Source organism: Arcticibacter eurypsychrophilus (assembly GCF_001730525.1).
GTDB lineage: Bacteria > Bacteroidota > Bacteroidia > Sphingobacteriales > Sphingobacteriaceae > Arcticibacter > Arcticibacter eurypsychrophilus.
In genome coordinates this window covers 56,294-72,094 of sequence record NZ_MDFN01000027.1, presented here as the reverse complement: position 1 = coordinate 72,094, position 15,801 = coordinate 56,294, and the positions used below count along the sequence as shown (strand labels likewise).

General features: G+C 38.2%; 13 protein-coding genes. 5 read left to right on the top strand and 8 right to left on the bottom strand.

Translation table 11 applies throughout. From position 1 onward, the window contains the following. Positions 1-1,007 precede the first annotated feature (1,007 nt). Positions 1,008-1,832 carry a glycogen/starch synthase gene (locus BFL47_RS14780; RefSeq protein ID WP_069660571.1) on the top strand — a complete coding sequence of 275 codons (825 nt, stop codon included), beginning with the start codon at positions 1,008-1,010 and terminating at the stop codon, positions 1,830-1,832. 79 nt (positions 1,833-1,911) lie between these two features. Here the strand turns inward: BFL47_RS14780 and BFL47_RS14775 are convergent, their stop codons facing one another. Together BFL47_RS14775 and BFL47_RS14770 are read right to left on the bottom strand one after the other, a co-directional pair. Further along, positions 1,912-2,949: a Kelch repeat-containing protein gene (locus BFL47_RS14775; RefSeq protein ID WP_069660570.1), complete on the bottom strand. Its 1,038-nt coding sequence runs from the start codon at positions 2,947-2,949 to the stop codon at positions 1,912-1,914. A 2-nt stretch (positions 2,950-2,951) separates the two neighbouring features. Beyond that, complete coding sequence (locus BFL47_RS14770; RefSeq protein WP_069660569.1) at positions 2,952-4,214, bottom strand: DUF4270 family protein; 1,263 nt, start codon at positions 4,212-4,214, stop codon at positions 2,952-2,954. Between the two features lie 332 nt (positions 4,215-4,546). Between BFL47_RS14770 and BFL47_RS14765 the strand changes: the two genes are divergently transcribed. Next, the gene (locus BFL47_RS14765) at positions 4,547-5,929 is read left to right on the top strand and encodes a DUF4270 domain-containing protein (RefSeq protein ID WP_170827330.1); all 1,383 of its coding nucleotides are present in this window, start codon (positions 4,547-4,549) and stop codon (positions 5,927-5,929) included. A gap of 64 nt (positions 5,930-5,993) precedes the next feature. Then, positions 5,994-7,826, top strand: a complete 1,833-nt coding sequence (gene glmS, locus BFL47_RS14760) for a glutamine--fructose-6-phosphate transaminase (isomerizing) (protein WP_069660567.1) — start codon at positions 5,994-5,996, stop codon at positions 7,824-7,826. A gap of 96 nt (positions 7,827-7,922) precedes the next feature. Here glmS and BFL47_RS14755 read toward each other — a convergent pair whose 3' ends face one another. Next, entirely contained in the window at positions 7,923-9,416 is a 1,494-nt protein-coding gene (locus tag BFL47_RS14755; protein WP_069660566.1) for a catalase, read from the bottom strand. Between the two features lie 101 nt (positions 9,417-9,517). On the opposite strand from BFL47_RS14755, the gene BFL47_RS14750 reads away from it, so the two are divergent. Continuing rightward, the gene (locus BFL47_RS14750; RefSeq protein WP_069660565.1) at positions 9,518-10,459 is read left to right on the top strand and encodes a hydrogen peroxide-inducible genes activator; all 942 of its coding nucleotides are present in this window, start codon (positions 9,518-9,520) and stop codon (positions 10,457-10,459) included. 242 nt (positions 10,460-10,701) lie between these two features. Here the strand turns inward: BFL47_RS14750 and BFL47_RS14745 are convergent, their stop codons facing one another. Both BFL47_RS14745 and BFL47_RS14740 read right to left on the bottom strand, forming a co-directional pair. Further along, positions 10,702-11,304 carry a superoxide dismutase gene (locus tag BFL47_RS14745; protein ID WP_069660564.1) on the bottom strand — a complete coding sequence of 201 codons (603 nt, stop codon included), beginning with the start codon at positions 11,302-11,304 and terminating at the stop codon, positions 10,702-10,704. An 80-nt stretch (positions 11,305-11,384) separates the two neighbouring features. Next, positions 11,385-11,855: a nucleoside deaminase gene (locus BFL47_RS14740; protein WP_069660563.1), complete on the bottom strand. Its 471-nt coding sequence runs from the start codon at positions 11,853-11,855 to the stop codon at positions 11,385-11,387. Positions 11,856-11,978: 123 nt separating this feature from the next. On the opposite strand from BFL47_RS14740, the gene BFL47_RS14735 reads away from it, so the two are divergent. Next, a complete protein-coding gene (locus BFL47_RS14735) occupies positions 11,979-13,166 on the top strand; it encodes a class I SAM-dependent rRNA methyltransferase (RefSeq protein WP_069660562.1) in 1,188 nt (395 codons plus the stop codon). Between the two features lie 320 nt (positions 13,167-13,486). On the opposite strand, the gene BFL47_RS14730 is transcribed toward BFL47_RS14735, so the two are convergent. From BFL47_RS14730 to pnuC, 3 genes are all read right to left on the bottom strand, one after another. After that, a complete protein-coding gene (locus BFL47_RS14730) occupies positions 13,487-14,275 on the bottom strand; it encodes a TerC family protein (protein WP_069660561.1) in 789 nt (262 codons plus the stop codon). Positions 14,276-14,527: 252 nt separating this feature from the next. Beyond that, complete coding sequence (locus BFL47_RS14725) at positions 14,528-15,076, bottom strand: AAA family ATPase (protein ID WP_069660560.1); 549 nt, start codon at positions 15,074-15,076, stop codon at positions 14,528-14,530. Further along, positions 15,055-15,672, bottom strand: coding sequence for a nicotinamide riboside transporter PnuC (pnuC, locus tag BFL47_RS14720; RefSeq protein WP_245681381.1), 618 nt, complete (start codon positions 15,670-15,672; stop codon positions 15,055-15,057). The genes BFL47_RS14725 and pnuC overlap by 22 nt, the downstream gene beginning before the upstream one ends. Between the last annotated feature and the right edge of the window lie 129 nt (positions 15,673-15,801).

The window sequence follows — 15,801 nt, the reverse complement described above, 5'->3', positions numbered from 1 at the left end:
CAAGTGTATAGTTATTTTAGGATCTGACAGATCACCTTGACATCCTGGTTTTATTTAACAGAAAAATTATAACCGCGTTATAAAAAGACATTTTTTTATATCCGTGTTCTTCGTTAATTTTAAACTATGACTTTACTAGCTATCTAATTTCCAGCTAATACCAAAGCTCTTATAGCAAAGTTCGTAAAAGAACTTGGAGGCGAGGTCATTTCTGTTGATAAAAAACAAGCATAAATAATCAGGAAGCAAGCAATGCTAGAAGAGGTCAAACAAGGTCTAACTAAGGCAAAGCTAATCCGTGAAGGAAAAATGGAATGCCTTTCCATGTCTGATTTGCTAAATGAGAAATAGAGGTTATCTTACTCCTTGCTTCCATAGAAAGGCCAAACGTCTGCTCAAAAAGTATAAAACGCTTCAGGAAAGCTAGAGTCCCTTAGAACAATATTTGATATTAAATCCTAAAATTGGCGTCGCTTATTATGCGAACAATTATAAAATTAGGATTGCTGACTAAGTCATAGTTAAAGGGAAGAGCAGCGGATTTAGGGTAATTACTTATCTGATCGAAGAAAGCCCTATTTCTACAGAGATATATCTCCTTACCATTTTTGATAAATTTGAAGAAGCTTCAATTTCTAAAGAAGACATAAAAAAAATCATCAGCTCATTAGGCCTTTGATTGGAACTCTTTCCGTTCAGGTTTTTACTATTGTAGGTCCCTTTAAAAAGGAGCCTTAATCCTGTGAAATCCTTTTGATTACGGGTGGGAAATTTAAATTTAGGTAAATAGCAGCAATTATATAAAAACGAATACAATTCTCAAAATAAAATGACCCGGTAATTTTCTGATTTTAATCCTAAAACAGCTTTAAAATCGATAATAATTGGACGCACATAGCTGATAAATCGATAAATAATATCAATACCTGTTGCGTAATTCATTGATATGTCATATTATATGTCTATATTTGCAGTCCCAAATTCTTTCATTTATTTAACATTTGGAGATGGCAAAAACGAAGTTATTATTTATTACTCACGAGATGTCGCCTTTCCTCGAGTTAACAAAAATTTCTGAAATTACCAGGAAACTTCCACAAGCAATGCAAGACAAAGGATTCGAAATCCGCATTTTAATGCCTCGTTTTGGTAGCATAAATGAACGTCGCAATCGCTTACACGAAGTCATCCGTCTTTCAGGAATGAACATCATCATCGATGAAAACGATAACCCGTTGATCATTAAAGTCGCATCAATACCTTCAGCTCGCATGCAGGTATATTTCTTAGACAATGAAGAGTATTTTCAGCGAAAGCATGTTTTCAGAGACAATAGTAATAAGTTCTATGAAGATAATGATGAGCGGACTATCTTTTTCTGTAAAGGAGCATTAGAAACAGTAAAAAAACTAGGTTGGGCGCCTGATGTGGTACATTGCCATGGATGGATGACTTCTTTAGTTCCTGTTTACATGAGAACTACTTACAAAGATGATCCTACGTTTAAAAACTCGAAGATTGTTTATTCAGTTTACGACAATTGCTTTACTGAGCAGCTAAAACCTGATTTTTTCAGAAAGGCAATTATGAATGGTATGGATGCATCGCACTTAGAGGCATTCAAAAACCTGGATTGTGAGTCATTACACTTAGGTGCAATTTCTTACTCTGATGCTGTTGTTTTTGGTGGAGCAGCAATTAGTCCTGAGCTTGTTAAGTTTGTAAAGGCAACTGACAAACCAGTAATTGAATATGAAGCATCTGCTGATTATGAAAATTATTTTAATCTCTATGAAGAGATTCACAATGAAGAATTAGCTTCTTTAGCTTAATTATTTCTACATTAAAAAAACCCGGTAAAGCTTTTGAAATGCTTTACCGGGTTTTTTATTGCTTTATTTTTGATTGATACTAATCGTCATCCGATGTACTTGGATCAAATTTCCAAAGATCATCAAGACGGGTTGCTCCTGATCTTCCGGTTGCAACATAACCTTTGTTATTTAAAGTGAAGCCTGCTGATCCTTCGCGGGAAACTCCTTCAAATACATCCATTTCAGTCCAGAAATCTGTTGAAGGATTATATTGCCAGGTCGTATTCAGCACAGAGCTATTGGTACCTGTAGTAATATAACCTTGTCCATCAATAACGAATGTTGCTGCTGATGTGCGTTGCAGATTATAATCATAGTTGTCATTATCCTGGATATCCTGACTGTCTTCTGAATTGGTCGCTTGTGGATACAGGGAGGTTTTTCTATCCCAGGTGTTTGCTGTAGGGTTAAATGCATAAAAAGAAGAAACCATTGATCCATTATTGGAGCCTCCGCCAACATAGGCAACGTTGTTGATTACAAATGCAAATGGGTTGATCCTTTTTGATTTCATACTGGATACCTGAGTCCAGGTATTGCTGGTTGCATTGTAACGATAAAAATCCTGTTGATCATTGTCGCCATCATTTCCGCAACCTACATAACCGCTTTCGTTTATGGCAAAAGCTACTGCTCCGTATCTGCCCTTAGTGGTAGGGAAGTCTGCAATTTGTTTCCATGTGTTGGTTCCTGGAGTGTATTCCCAAAAATCTTTCAGCACATATGTTCCATCTGTACCCAGACCTACATATCCTTTTCCATTTGCTGTGAAAGCTACTGCTTTATTTCTTGCTGTTCCTGGTAAAGCGGCAATAGAGAACCAGTTGTCCTGAGTTGGGTCGTATTTCCAAAAATCTGTTAATCTTTCTTCAGTTGAAGTTGCTGAAGTGAATCCTGTGCCTAAATAAGCGACATTGTCAATAACAAAGGAGGCAGCATCACTTCTGGAAACGCCTTCAAAATCTGATTGTCTTGTCCAATCTCCAGCTAAATCATCATCGTCGCTACTGGATGAACATCCGGCTAAAAATAGGACAAGGAATAAAAAAGTAATACATGAGAATAGTTTTTTCATAACTATAAAAGTTTGGTGTAAGTAATTATTAATTTAATTTTCGTGGATGAATTGTCTTGTGAACCTAGCTCAAGCCGGGTTAACGTGTTTTGTAAGTCGCTCACAGGCAGACTCAGGAGTAAAGAAGTATTTGTATAGGATTTTACATAATTGTTGATATAATCTGTAATAGGGTAATTGTAAGAGGCTTTTGCTATTCCATCATCCGTATTTCTTAGATATATACTCGAAGTGCCAGCAGCTGCATCTGTGAAGGTTGACTGGGGGTTATCGTGTTGATTGGCGACTAGTAATATGAGTTCCGACGGCAGCTTATAGGGTTTATTAGAGGCTTTGGTGCTTTGAATAATAAGCTCAGCTTTATTGATGGAAATGGTTTTATCACCCACAATGGAGCTGATGGTTGGAAACTCAATTTTAGTAACCAAACCCAGTCCTCCCTGGATATATGTTTTGTTGCCAGTTAAGGCTGACGCGATTTGATTGTTTTGCAAACTAATGTCTTTCAGAGCCGTGTTACTTCTGTCGGCGGTGATGCTATTAAACTGATAACTGGCGTTATAGAGACTAAATTTAAGTTCATTGGTTATTTTTAATCCGTTTGTTCCAGTATAGGAATAATAGATTTTGACTTCAGCCGTGTCTTTGTAGCCTATTACAGCATTTCCATCTGCCTTTAGGACAATTCCATTGAAATAATCTAAAAACCCTTCGGTATTACTGATTTTTGTATTACTAGTTTGGATCATGGAAAACAATTCTTTACCTAAACTAACAGGAAGAGCCATCATGACACTGTCTCCTGATGCCGGCCGTGGGGAAAGTGTTTTTGAAGTTAGCGGAGTTGTATTGTAATTTACTTTGCTCCGGTTGTAAAAGGTTGCTGTAGACGAAAACACGTTCTGTTCTTCTGGTTCCAGGTATCCGGGCATGGTTTCGATTACAATGCGGTCTGCTAACTGGTGCGCCGATAGCGTTTGCTTCACGGTGGTATCCCCATAATAGTACCCCGAATATTGGAGCTTGAGCCGTATGGAATCAAATTTGGCATCATCGGGTAAAGTATTACCGCTAATGTCAGTAGGCGAAATTTGAAAGTAAGATGCAGCTGTAATAGTACCCAGATCGGGATCTGAAATCGTGCCAGCTAATAGAACTCCTTTTCCTGCAGTCGGTAGCGAATCCAAAAGTAAGGTGGATGTTTTGACGCTAAAGGTGTCCGAAATAATTACTCCTTGTAATTCATCTTGATTTAAGCCTACCATATCGTTTTTACTACAAGAGAAGAGAAATAGTAAGCATGAAAAAAGGAGGAGTGGTTTGTAGACTTTTATTTGAAATAGCCCGTTAATGGATTGACGCATCGTATGATAAAGTATATTCTGTCTTGCAAATATGGCCTTTGGGGGTCTTAAAGGGCGATTTTTAACAGACTTTAACGATGCAATAAATATTAGGTATGTTTAATTAACACTCTTTAACATCGGGAAAGAATGGATAAACTGTATTTAACAACAATTAACATTGCTGCAAAAGAAAAAGTTATTTCTTTATCTTAGCGCCAAATATTTGAATGATAAAGATCTATAATAAACATATGAACTATTTAAGCAGAAGCTTATTCATTCTGGTAAGCTTTTTCGCGTTGAGCAGCTGTCAGAAAACGGATAATATAGGATTGGACATTGATCCACAAGACACTATTAACAGTAGTTATCTGGAAGAATTTAATATAGGTACCGTAACTGTAAGAGAAGATAGTGTTCTTGCATCCAGCCTGGCACAATTTCCGGTAGGTACTTTAACTGATCCGATTTTTGGTAAAACAAAGTCAGATATTGCCATTGGTCTTGCATTGCCTTCTACGGCTTTAACCTTTGGCACAAAACCTACGTTAGATTCCGCAGTTCTGGTATTGAAGTATGGAAAGGAATTTTTTGGTGATTCAACAAATGCGTTTTACAGTGTTACCGTTCATCAGTTAGGCGAAGAATATAAGTCTGCTTCAAGGTATTACAATACCAGAAAGTGGCAATATGATAGTACTAAAGTAATTGGATCGTTACCAAACGTAAGCCGTTTTGCGTGGAATGACAGCATCTTTGTTAGGCAGATTGTAAAGGGAGCTGCTGATACTTTACTAAAAGTTCAGCCTCAGTTGCGGATACCGATGGATAGAACATTTATCGAAGATCATTTTCTTAAAAATGAAACTACTGCTCTTCCTGCAAACTTTGTTTCGAATGCAGCTTTCCAAAAATATATTCAGGGATTGTATGTAACTATAAAAAAGAATCAGCCGGGTGATAAAGGAGGGGTTATATTCTTTGATCTGGCTACTACCGGTGTAAGTGGATTAGAATTATATTATAAATCTTCTGCTACTGCTACTCCTACAGTTATTGATACAACCAAAGTCATATTTGCTGTTAGCAATACAACCACTTCCGCTAGTATTAAACACGACTATACAGGCACACCTGTTAAAACTCAGCTTGATATTCCTACTCAATCCTTCAGTACGGTGTATACGCAGCCAATGGGAGGTCTTCGAACAAAGATTACAATGCCTAATCTGAACGATACTAAAGCATTTGACAAGATAGCGATCAACAAAGCGGAGTTGGTAATCAATGTGGATGATCAAAGTGGAGTTGAAAAATTCCCCAGATTGGCCATTTATACGACTGATATAGCTGGGCAAAGACAGGTGGTTGATCAGGTTTCTTATTTAGGAGTACCTTATGATAAGACGAATAAACGATATGTATTTAATGTGAGTACCTATGTACAGCGGCTTATTAATGGTAAGTCGGATCAATATAACATCTACTTAGCTCCATTGGATGAAAAGTTCCTAAGTACCAAGACTGCGAATATCAGTCCGGTTTTAACTACAGCAGGAAGGACTGCCTTGGCCGGACAAAGTAATTCAGATATGAAGATTAAACTGAACATTTACTATACCCGTCCAGATTAATATCTTTAGTTTTTCCTAATGTGGCTCATTTTTTTATAAATTCGCTGCTTTCGATCATAAAATTATGTGTGGAATTGTTGGATATATAGGTTATCGTAGTGCCTGGGATATTGTTATTAAGGGACTTCATCGGTTAGAATACCGGGGTTATGACAGTGCAGGGGTCGCCCTAATGAATGGCGGATTAAAAATTCTTAAAAAAGCAGGAAAGGTAAGCGACTTAGAAGCATTTGCTATCGATGCAGATAAAACAGGTACTACCGGTATGGGACATACCCGATGGGCAACTCATGGAGAACCATCTGACCGTAATTCCCATCCCCATCAATCTGGAGATGGAAAGCTTTCCATCATCCATAATGGAATCATTGAAAACTATGCCGTTATTAAAGAAGCCTTAATCGCTAAAGGGCATGTATTTAAAAGTGATACCGATACAGAAGTTCTTATTCATCTAATTGAAGAAATTCAGACTGATTCTGTGGACTTATTAGAGGCTGTACGTTTAGCTTTGAATAAGGTAATTGGTGCTTATGCCATTGTGGTTATGAGTCGGGATTTCCCTGATCAGCTAATTGCCGCACGTAAGGGCAGTCCAATGGTTATTGGTGTAGGCGAAGGTGAGTATTTCATCGCTTCTGATGCGACTCCTATCGTGGAGTACACCAAGAATGTGATCTATCTTAAAGATTTAGAGATTGCGTTGTTAAAACGCGATGAGCTGGTTGTTAAATCCATTGATAATATTATTCAAACTCCCTATATCCAGGAACTTTCTTTGAAATTAGAAATGCTTGAAAAGGGTGGCTTCGAGCATTTTATGCTGAAAGAGATTTACGAGCAACCACGGTCTGTTAGAGACTGTATGCGTGGTCGTATCTATCCGATTGAAGGCATGGTTCGTTTAGGTGGAATCAAAGACTACGCAGAGAAATTAAAGAACGCAGAGCGAATCGTAATCATTGCCTGCGGTACATCCTGGCATGCAGGACTGGTAGGCGAATATCTGATAGAAGAATTTGCACGCGTATCGGTTGAAGTAGAATATGCTTCGGAATTCAGGTATCGGAATCCAATCATTTCCGAAAAAGATATTGTGATTGCTATTTCTCAATCTGGTGAAACCGCCGATACAATTGCTGCAATTGAATTGGCAAAAGAACGGGGTGCAACCATATTCGGGATCTGTAATGTAGTGGGTTCATCGATCCCAAGACTAACACATGCTGGAGTATATACGCATGCTGGTCCGGAAATAGGAGTAGCTTCAACTAAGGCGTTTACCGGACAGGTTACAGTTTTAACCTTAATGGCGTTATATATGGCTCAGCTAAAAGGAACGATCAACAATGCCAAATTAGTCAACCTGCTTACTGAGCTGGATGAAATCCCAGCATTAATTGAAAAGTGCTTTAAAGAAGATAAAAAGATTGCCTTAATTGCTGAGAAGTTTAAGGATTCACCTAACTTTTTATTTCTGGGACGAGGAAGTGGTTTCCCTGTTGCACTTGAAGGAGCATTGAAACTGAAAGAGATTTCTTATATTCATGCTGAAGGGTATCCCGCGGCTGAAATGAAACATGGTCCTATTGCATTAATTGATGCAGATATGCCCGTAGTTTTTATAGCAACTAAAAACTCCTCTTACGAGAAAGTGATTAGTAATATTCAGGAAGTAAAGGCTAGAAAAGGAAAGGTTATTGCTATTGTTACTGAAGGCGATAAAATAGTGAAGGATATGGTCGATTATGTGATTGAAATTCCTGAGTCTAACGAAGCATTTTTGCCTTTGTTGGCTACTATTCCTCTTCAGTTATTATCTTATCACATTGCCGTATTAAGGGGATGTAATGTAGATCAACCAAGGAATCTGGCTAAATCAGTGACTGTAGAATAGAGATCCCTTTTATACAGGGAATGCTGAATAAATAAATAAAGAGCCCCGGTTGATTGGATCAACCAGGGCTTCTTTATTTAATAATGATATATATAATTAAGCAGGCATGTGTTGCATGGCTTTTTCCATGTCAACACTTAATGCCTTAGCTACCCCAATTCCTAAACTTAAGTCTGCTCTAAACCAATGGCAGAGCTGACGGTTAACAATCTCTTCTTTTCTGGGTCCTTCAATACCACTCATGGAGCTTGCAATGTTGGCAATAAGATGTGCCTTGTTTTGAGCGTCCATTAAACGGTAAAGGTCACCTGGTTGTGTATAGTGGTCGTTTTCTCCTTCTGCATTCCTGTCATACCAATCAGCAACGGATGAATCCAGATCCATAGCTGGTTCCTTATACTTTGAATCTGTTTCTATGTTATCAAAGCTGTTAGGGAAATAATTAGGTGTCGATCCACCATTTCCGTCTCCGCGCATGGCACCATCACGTTGATAGTTGCTTACCATGAAAGGACATTGATTTACCGGGATATATTCGTAATTAGTACCCAGTCTGTAACGCTGCGCATCCGGATAGGATAATATTCTTCCCTGAAGCATTTTGTCGGGTGAATAACTAATCCCGTTTACAACATGTGCAGGAGCAAATGCTGCCTGTTCCACATCAGCAAAGTAGTTATCAGGGATGCGATTGAGTTCCATCACGCCTACATCAATTAAAGGAAATTCGCCCTGAGGCCATACTTTAGTTAAATCAAAAGGGTTCCATCTGAACTTGGCTGCTTGCGTTTCGGACATCAGCTGGATCTTTAAATCCCATTTAGGGAAATCTCCTCTTTCTATGGATTGAACCAGGTCGCGTTGAGCCCAATCAGGATCGGTACCTCTTTTTAATCCAGCTTCAGCATCGGTAAAATTCTTAATCCCCTGCTGGGTTTTAAAGTGGAATTTCACCCAATTGCGTTCACCTTTTTCATTTATTAAAGAGAAAGTATGACTTCCAAAGCCGTGCATGTGTCTGAAGGAGTAAGGTGTGCCACGATCTGACATGAGTATGGTCACCTGATGTAAACTTTCCGGATTAAGTGACCAGAAATCCCACATCATAGTAGCGCTTTTACAATTTGTACGCGGATCTCTCTTCTGAGTATGAATAAAGTCAGAAAACTTTTTAGCATCCTTGATAAAGAAAACCGGGGTGTTATTACCTACAAGATCCCAGTTGCCATCTTCCGTATAGAATTTCATAGCGAAGCCACGCGGATCACGTTCGGTGTCTGCAGATCCTTTTTCGCCTCCTACTGTAGAGAAACGAATGAACATGGGCGTTTCTTTGCCTATTTTATTAAATATTTTAGCTTTTGTATATTGTGTAATGTCATGTGTTACCGTAAACGTTCCAAATGCTCCTGAGCCTTTTGCATGAACTACACGTTCCGGGATACGCTCACGGTTAAAATGAGCCATCTTTTCATGAAGTATAAAATCCTGAATAAGAACGGGACCTCTCGGCCCTGCAGTCATTGAGTTCTCATCTTCCGTATAAGGCATTCCTGATGCGGTAGTGAGTCTTTGTTTATTGATCGTCATAATTACACGGATTAATTTCTATTTGAAATCTTGTATAAATATCATCTTTATAAATCGGAGTAAAAAATTGATATTTGTTATCTAATATAGATTTTAACTATATGACTCTTGTTCAATTAGAATATGTTGTAGCGGTAGACACTTTCCGCAACTTTGTACAGGCGGCAGATAAGTGTTGTGTGACTCAGCCTACTTTAAGTATGCAGATCCAAAAGTTGGAAGATAATTTAGGAGTGATTCTCTTCGACCGAAGTAAACAACCTGTAGTGCCAACTGAGATCGGTGTGCAGGTGATTGAACAGGCGCGTCTTGTTCTTGCAGAAGCTGATAATTTGAATGAAATTATTCATTCTTTTAAAAAGGAAATAAGTGGTACACTTAAAATTGGCGTAATTCCAACCGTTGCACCCTACCTGCTTCCTAAAATTATTTTAAGCTTCACTTCGAAATATCCAAAGGTACAGTTGTTGATATGGGAGTTTACAACGGAGCAAATCGTTCAAAAGCTAAAGGTTGGATTGCTGGATTGCGGAATTGTTTCCACTCCATTGGATGACAAGTCATTAAATGCGCTTCCCTTGTTTTATGAACCTTTTGCCTTATATGCTTCAAAAGATAATCCGGTCCTGAAAAGAAAGAGTATTGTAGCAGAGAATATTGAAATTAAAGATCTTTGGTTGCTCAATGAAGGGCATTGTATGCGAAATCAGGTGCTGAATCTTTGCAGTAAAAAAGCAGAGCTGAATAAACTTAAACTCTTTGAATACAATACGGGTAGTGTTGAAACGCTCAAGCGGATGGTTGATTTGAATTCAGGAATAACAATTTTACCTGAATTGAGTCTTTCGGACCTGAGTAAAGAACAACTCAAAAGGGTAAGGCGATTTAAAGACCCTGTTCCGGCAAGGGAAATCAGCATTATAACACATCGTAACTTTTTAAAACGAAGTATCATAACGGCTCTTGAAAAAGAAATCTTAGAATCGCTACCGGATGAAATGAGAAGTAGTACGAAGAAGGAAATACTGGAAGGCTTCATGTAGATTCCTTCCAGTACCTGTTATTTTCTTCTGAAAAGGCTAAATAGCCAAAATATTAACACCAACACCGCTATTACAACAAATATGCCTACATAATAACCGGCCTTAAATATGTCGCCTATTGCCTGGCAACTTGATAGCATGCTTATTAAAAAAAATACAGCTAAATATGATAGTTTCTTTCCCATAAAAAAAGTAGTATACCCTTAAGTACACTACTTTTTAACAAAAGTTTTTAAAGAGAATTATTTTTTAAAACGTGCTGCAACCTCAGTCCAGTTCACCACGTTCCAGAAAGCTGCAATGTAATCAGGACGTTTGTTTTGGTATTTTAAGTAGTAAGCATGTTCCCAAACATCCAATCCTAAAATTGGTGTTCCTTTTACATCAGCAACATCCATTAATGGATTGTCCTGATTAGGAGTAGATGATACCTGAAGAGCACCATCAGCTGAAACAGTTAACCATACCCAACCTGATCCAAAACGAGTTGCACCAGCTTCAGCAAACTTCTTCTTAAAGTCCTCGAACGAGCCGAAAGCTGAAATGATTGCTTCTGCAAGTTCACCTGTAGGCTCTCCACCACCATTAGGACCTATAACAGTCCAGAATAAACTGTGATTGAAGTGCCCACCTCCATTATTACGCACGGGGGCCGGGTATGAAGAAATATTAGCTAAAATTTCTTCTATAGTTTTGCCATCACCTGCAGTACCGGCGATCGCCTTATTTAAATTGTCAACATAAGCTTGGTGGTGTTTCCCATGATGGATTTCCATCGTCGCTTTGTCGATATTTGGTTCCAGGGCATCAGTTGCGTATGTTAACGCAGGAAGTTCAAAAGCCATAATATTAAGTTTTTAAGTTAAAATTTAAGTTCTACAAATATAACTTATGTGTGAAGATTTTGTTCAGTGCTATGTCAATTTTACTTTCTTTTGCCTAAAAAGAAATTCTTTATCAATAAGGCGCAGTCTGCTTCTTTCACTCCGGATACAATTTCTGTCTTCGGATGTGTGATTATGGATTTAACCAAACTAAAGCCCCTTTTCTCATCTTTAGCCCCATAGACAATACGGTTGATCTGTGTCCAGTAGGAGGCCCCTGCACACATGACGCAAGGTTCAATGGTGACATATAGGGTACAATCTTTTAAATATTTACCACCCAAATAATTTGCTGCCGCTGTAAAAGCTTGCATTTCAGCATGTGCAGTGACATCCTGGAGCCGCTCAGTTAAATTATGCCCTCTTCCTATGATGGTTCCCTTGCTGACAATGACCGCACCTATAGGAACCTCGTCGAGGCTTAAGGCTATCTTTGCTTCTTTAATGGCTTCATTCATAAAGAAGTCATCAGCAGATTGCGAAGGTTCCGCTGTAAAGTTATAGTATCTCATTGCTCTTAATAAACCCTTTAATTACCGTAAGAAAAAATAGTTGTGATTGGAATAATTGTTTTGATTCTTATTAAGAATCAAAATTAGACAAAAGCGAACAACTGAAACTATATCTTTGCGCGTATGCCACAAGTTAGTTTAAAAAAAGGTAAAGAAAAAGCGGTTCGCCAATTGCATCCATGGATATTTTCCGGTGCGATAGAAAATATCAAAGGTAAGCCGGAGAATGGAGAGATTGTTGACGTAACAGATCATTCAGGAGCATTTCTGGCAAGAGGTTTTTTTAATGACCAGTCGCGTGTGGCAGTTCGAATACTAGAGTGGGATGAAGCAGTCGTTGTAGATGAAAACTGGTGGAGAGTCCGGATTAAAAAGGCTGTTTCGGCTCGTCAGGGCCTATTAGATTCAACTCATACCAATACGTACAGGCTTATATTCAGTGAAGCAGACTTTCTCCCCGGATTAATTGTAGACCGTTATGGTGATTATCTTTCACTTCAACTCTTAACTTCGGGTGTAGAAAAGCTTAAGGATATTATTGTAAATGAGTTAGTGACTTTACTCAACGTAAAAGGAATTTTTGACCGAAGTGATGCCTCTGCAAGAGCACATGATGGAATGGAAGCATCCTTTGGTATCCTTTATGGTGTTGAGCCCCCTGAATTTGTAGAAGTCATAGAAAACGATGTCAAATACCTTATTAACATAGCTGCAGGTCAGAAATCAGGTTTCTTTTGTGATCAGCGGGATAACCGCCGGATCGTTGCGCAGCATACACAGGGCAAAAGAGTATTGGATTGTTTTTCTTATTCTGGTGGGTTTACTTTGAATGCATTAAAGTATGGTGCATCATCCGTAGTAAGTGTAGACAGTTCGGCACTTGCAATTGAAACCATGAACCAGAATATTGTATTGAATGGTTTTGATGCCAGTCAGTATCAAGCGATTCAATCTGATGTCAATAAATACCTACGGGTCTTAAAGGAAGGAAATGAGAAGTTTGATTTGATAGTTTTAGATCCGCCTAAATATGCTCCATCACGGTCTTCCCTTGATAAAGCATCAAGAGCGTATAAGGACTTGAACCGGATGGCTATGGGTCTTTTAAATAGCGGAGGGATCCTTGCTACATTTTCTTGTTCAGGTGCTGTTGACATTAGTCACTTTAAACAAATTCTTGCCTGGGCAGCATTAGATGCAGGTAAAGAAATTCAGTATATCTATCAGTTTTGTCAGCCGGAAGACCATCCAGTACGCTCCTCTTTTCCTGAAGGGGAATATTTAAAAGGGCTACTTTGTAGGGTGGTTTAAAGAAAAATATTGAATTTGAGGTATACAGTTTAGCCTTGATAAATAGGAATAAAAAGTTAGGTTATCTAATAAGTCATTTTTGGCTTTAACCCACTGAATTAAATCTTAAAGAGTGCTTCATTTATAATAAAAAACAGCAATTTTCAAATCGAAAATTGCTGTTTTTTATTATCTTTTTATTCTTTGGTGAAGTTGACCGAAATTAAATTCTGTTTGTGAATCTTGATTTTGACTGATGAAACAGCCTCGTTTTTTATTACTGAAATGAAAATACTACTAAGCTAAATGGAAGTAGGATACAATAACTCACTTTTTTAAAATTACTTCTTTACCTCTTCAGGAAAATTCCTTAAATGAACAGGCTTTTCGGTAGAAGTTTTCCTTAATTTTAAGTTTAACATCTCTACAAGCACAGAGAAAGCCATAGCAAAATAAATATACCCTTTAGGAATATGCTGATCAAACCCTTCTGCAAGAAGAGAAACGCCGATCAATAGCAAAAACGATAAGGCCAGCATTTTAACTGTAGGATGCTCATTCACAAAGGAACTGATCGCATCAGCGGAGAATAGCATTACCACTATTGCCAATACCACAGCAGCAATCATCACCTCTACATGATCGGCCATACCCACAGCTGTAATCACTGAATCCAGTGAAAATACCACATCTAAGATCAGGATCTGAACCAGCACACCACCAAATGAATGCACCTTTTTGTTCTCTGTCGTGTGGTCCTCACCCTCCAGTTTGTCGTGAATTTCGGCTGTACTCTTGTAAATCAAAAACAAACCTCCGCTCAGTAAGATTAAATCTCTTCCTGAAATAGCCAGCTTTGCCAGTAATTCAGGATTCGTGACTCCAACCCATTCACCCATATTAAATAAGGCGGAGGTAAGCGTCATAACCCAGCTTAAGGACAATAACAAGAGTACGCGGGTAATCATAGCCAGACCTAAACCTAGCTGCCGGGCCTTCTTCTGTTGATTTACAGGAAGTTTTCCAGAAAGTATAGAGATAAAGATGATGTTATCAATACCCAACACGATTTCTAAAACAGTAAGGGTTAAAAGGGAGATCCAGATCTCTGGATTTGAAAGAAATTCCATAGTTACAAGTTGATGCCTCTAATATAATGTTAATGAAACAAAAAAACCTTCTGAGGGGCAGAAGGTTTTTAATCATTAATTAAAAAGAACGTATACTTAGGAGAGCTAAGTCGAAAGTTGAAAAATATTAACACTATCAATATAATACTTCTCAAATTCCATCTCTCCATCTGTGCCTCAATGTAAATAGTCATTACAATAAATAGCTAGTTACGTGGTGTTAATATTATGCTGTAAAATTAGAAAAACATTCTAAGATATTGTGTCAAAATATGTTAAGTAATTGTTAATTGCCATTATCGCATTTTCCTTTCTTAATGATGCTAAACCTGAAATAACTTGGTAGTTCGCATGAAGCAATTGCAATTCTTTATGCCATATATTCATAAAGTGCTCCCGCAAATGTGGAAAATTCCTTAGAGGATCCTCTTGCCAGGGTAAATCAATGTCCATTAATAAATAAAAATCATATTGGCGCTTTGATAATTCGGACAGTACTTCTTCGGGTGCTTTGCTAAACATATACTCACTCCAGATCTTTACTGTGATAAAAGTGGTATCGCAAATTAAGATTCCGTTGGCTTTAGGGCTTAACTGATTCTCCAGGTCAATCTGTCCTTTAAACATATTTATTTCATCCTGCCAGCTACAAGGTTCTGTGAGCTTACTGCAATATTCACGGGAAAACTCAGGCACCCATACCGTATTGTAATGTAGCGCTAACTCCTCCGAAATGGTTGATTTCCCCGTAGACTCAGGTCCAACAACCGCTATTTTTTTTACTTTCTTGTAGCGTTCCATGTTTTTTTCCAGTCCTTATAACCCATTACTGCTATCCCAAGGAATAGAAGATACAATATTGCCGTAAGAGCTAGTTCTTTATATAAATAGAGGGGCACGTAGATGGCATCTACCAGGATCCACAGCATCCAGTTTTGCAGGATCTTCCTGGTCATCATGATCTGAGCCACAAAACTCATGGCGGTGCATGTACCGTCAATATATGGAACGTCAGATGGGGTAAAATGATCCAGAAAAAGTCCTAGTACAACAGATAGAATAATCACTGCTCCAATTGCTACCAAATAACCTTTTCTATCTAATGTTGCGATGGGTTTATGATGCTCTTCCTTGTTTTTTGTCCAGTAATACCAACCATAGATAGCAGTAGCTAAGAAATAAAGTTGTAAAAAGGCGTCTCCAAAAAGATGGTAATCATAAAAAAGCAAAGCATAGGCGCCTACGCTTATAATGGATATCGGCCAGTTTAAAATATTCTGTTTAGCCGCCAGATACACGCATAAAAAACCGGTTATAGTCCCCAGCCATTCCAATGTCGATGTTTGAAGGAGTTGGTTTAGGAATAATTGTCCAAAAGAAGCTTCGCAGATGATCACCCACAAACTTAATTAAAATTACAGACCTATCTGTTTTAATAGAAGTAGCTTCAACAGTTATCCCTACTTCAACAGTTACCTTCATTGTAAAACTGGCAGTTTTACAATGAAACAGCTTGACTTAATATG

Bases quoted from the DNA above. Each gene is read 5' to 3' on its own strand.
- BFL47_RS14765 (WP_170827330.1), top strand. From the start codon at position 4,547: ATGAACTATTTAAGCAGAAGCTTATTCATTCTGGTAAGCTTTTTCGCG.
- BFL47_RS14780 (WP_069660571.1), top strand. From the start codon at position 1,008: ATGGCAAAAACGAAGTTATTATTTATTACTCACGAGATGTCGCCTTTC.
- BFL47_RS14740 (WP_069660563.1), bottom strand. From the start codon at position 11,855: ATGAGATACTATAACTTTACAGCGGAACCTTCGCAATCTGCTGATGAC.
- BFL47_RS14750 (WP_069660565.1), top strand. From the start codon at position 9,518: ATGACTCTTGTTCAATTAGAATATGTTGTAGCGGTAGACACTTTCCGC.
- BFL47_RS14745 (WP_069660564.1), bottom strand. From the start codon at position 11,304: ATGGCTTTTGAACTTCCTGCGTTAACATACGCAACTGATGCCCTGGAA.
- BFL47_RS14725 (WP_069660560.1), bottom strand. From the start codon at position 15,076: ATGGAACGCTACAAGAAAGTAAAAAAAATAGCGGTTGTTGGACCTGAG.
- BFL47_RS14735 (WP_069660562.1), top strand. From the start codon at position 11,979: ATGCCACAAGTTAGTTTAAAAAAAGGTAAAGAAAAAGCGGTTCGCCAA.
- BFL47_RS14775 (WP_069660570.1), bottom strand. From the start codon at position 2,949: ATGAAAAAACTATTCTCATGTATTACTTTTTTATTCCTTGTCCTATTT.
- glmS (WP_069660567.1), top strand. From the start codon at position 5,994: ATGTGTGGAATTGTTGGATATATAGGTTATCGTAGTGCCTGGGATATT.
- BFL47_RS14730 (WP_069660561.1), bottom strand. From the start codon at position 14,275: ATGGAATTTCTTTCAAATCCAGAGATCTGGATCTCCCTTTTAACCCTT.
- BFL47_RS14755 (WP_069660566.1), bottom strand. From the start codon at position 9,416: ATGACGATCAATAAACAAAGACTCACTACCGCATCAGGAATGCCTTAT.
- BFL47_RS14770 (WP_069660569.1), bottom strand. From the start codon at position 4,214: ATGGTAGGCTTAAATCAAGATGAATTACAAGGAGTAATTATTTCGGAC.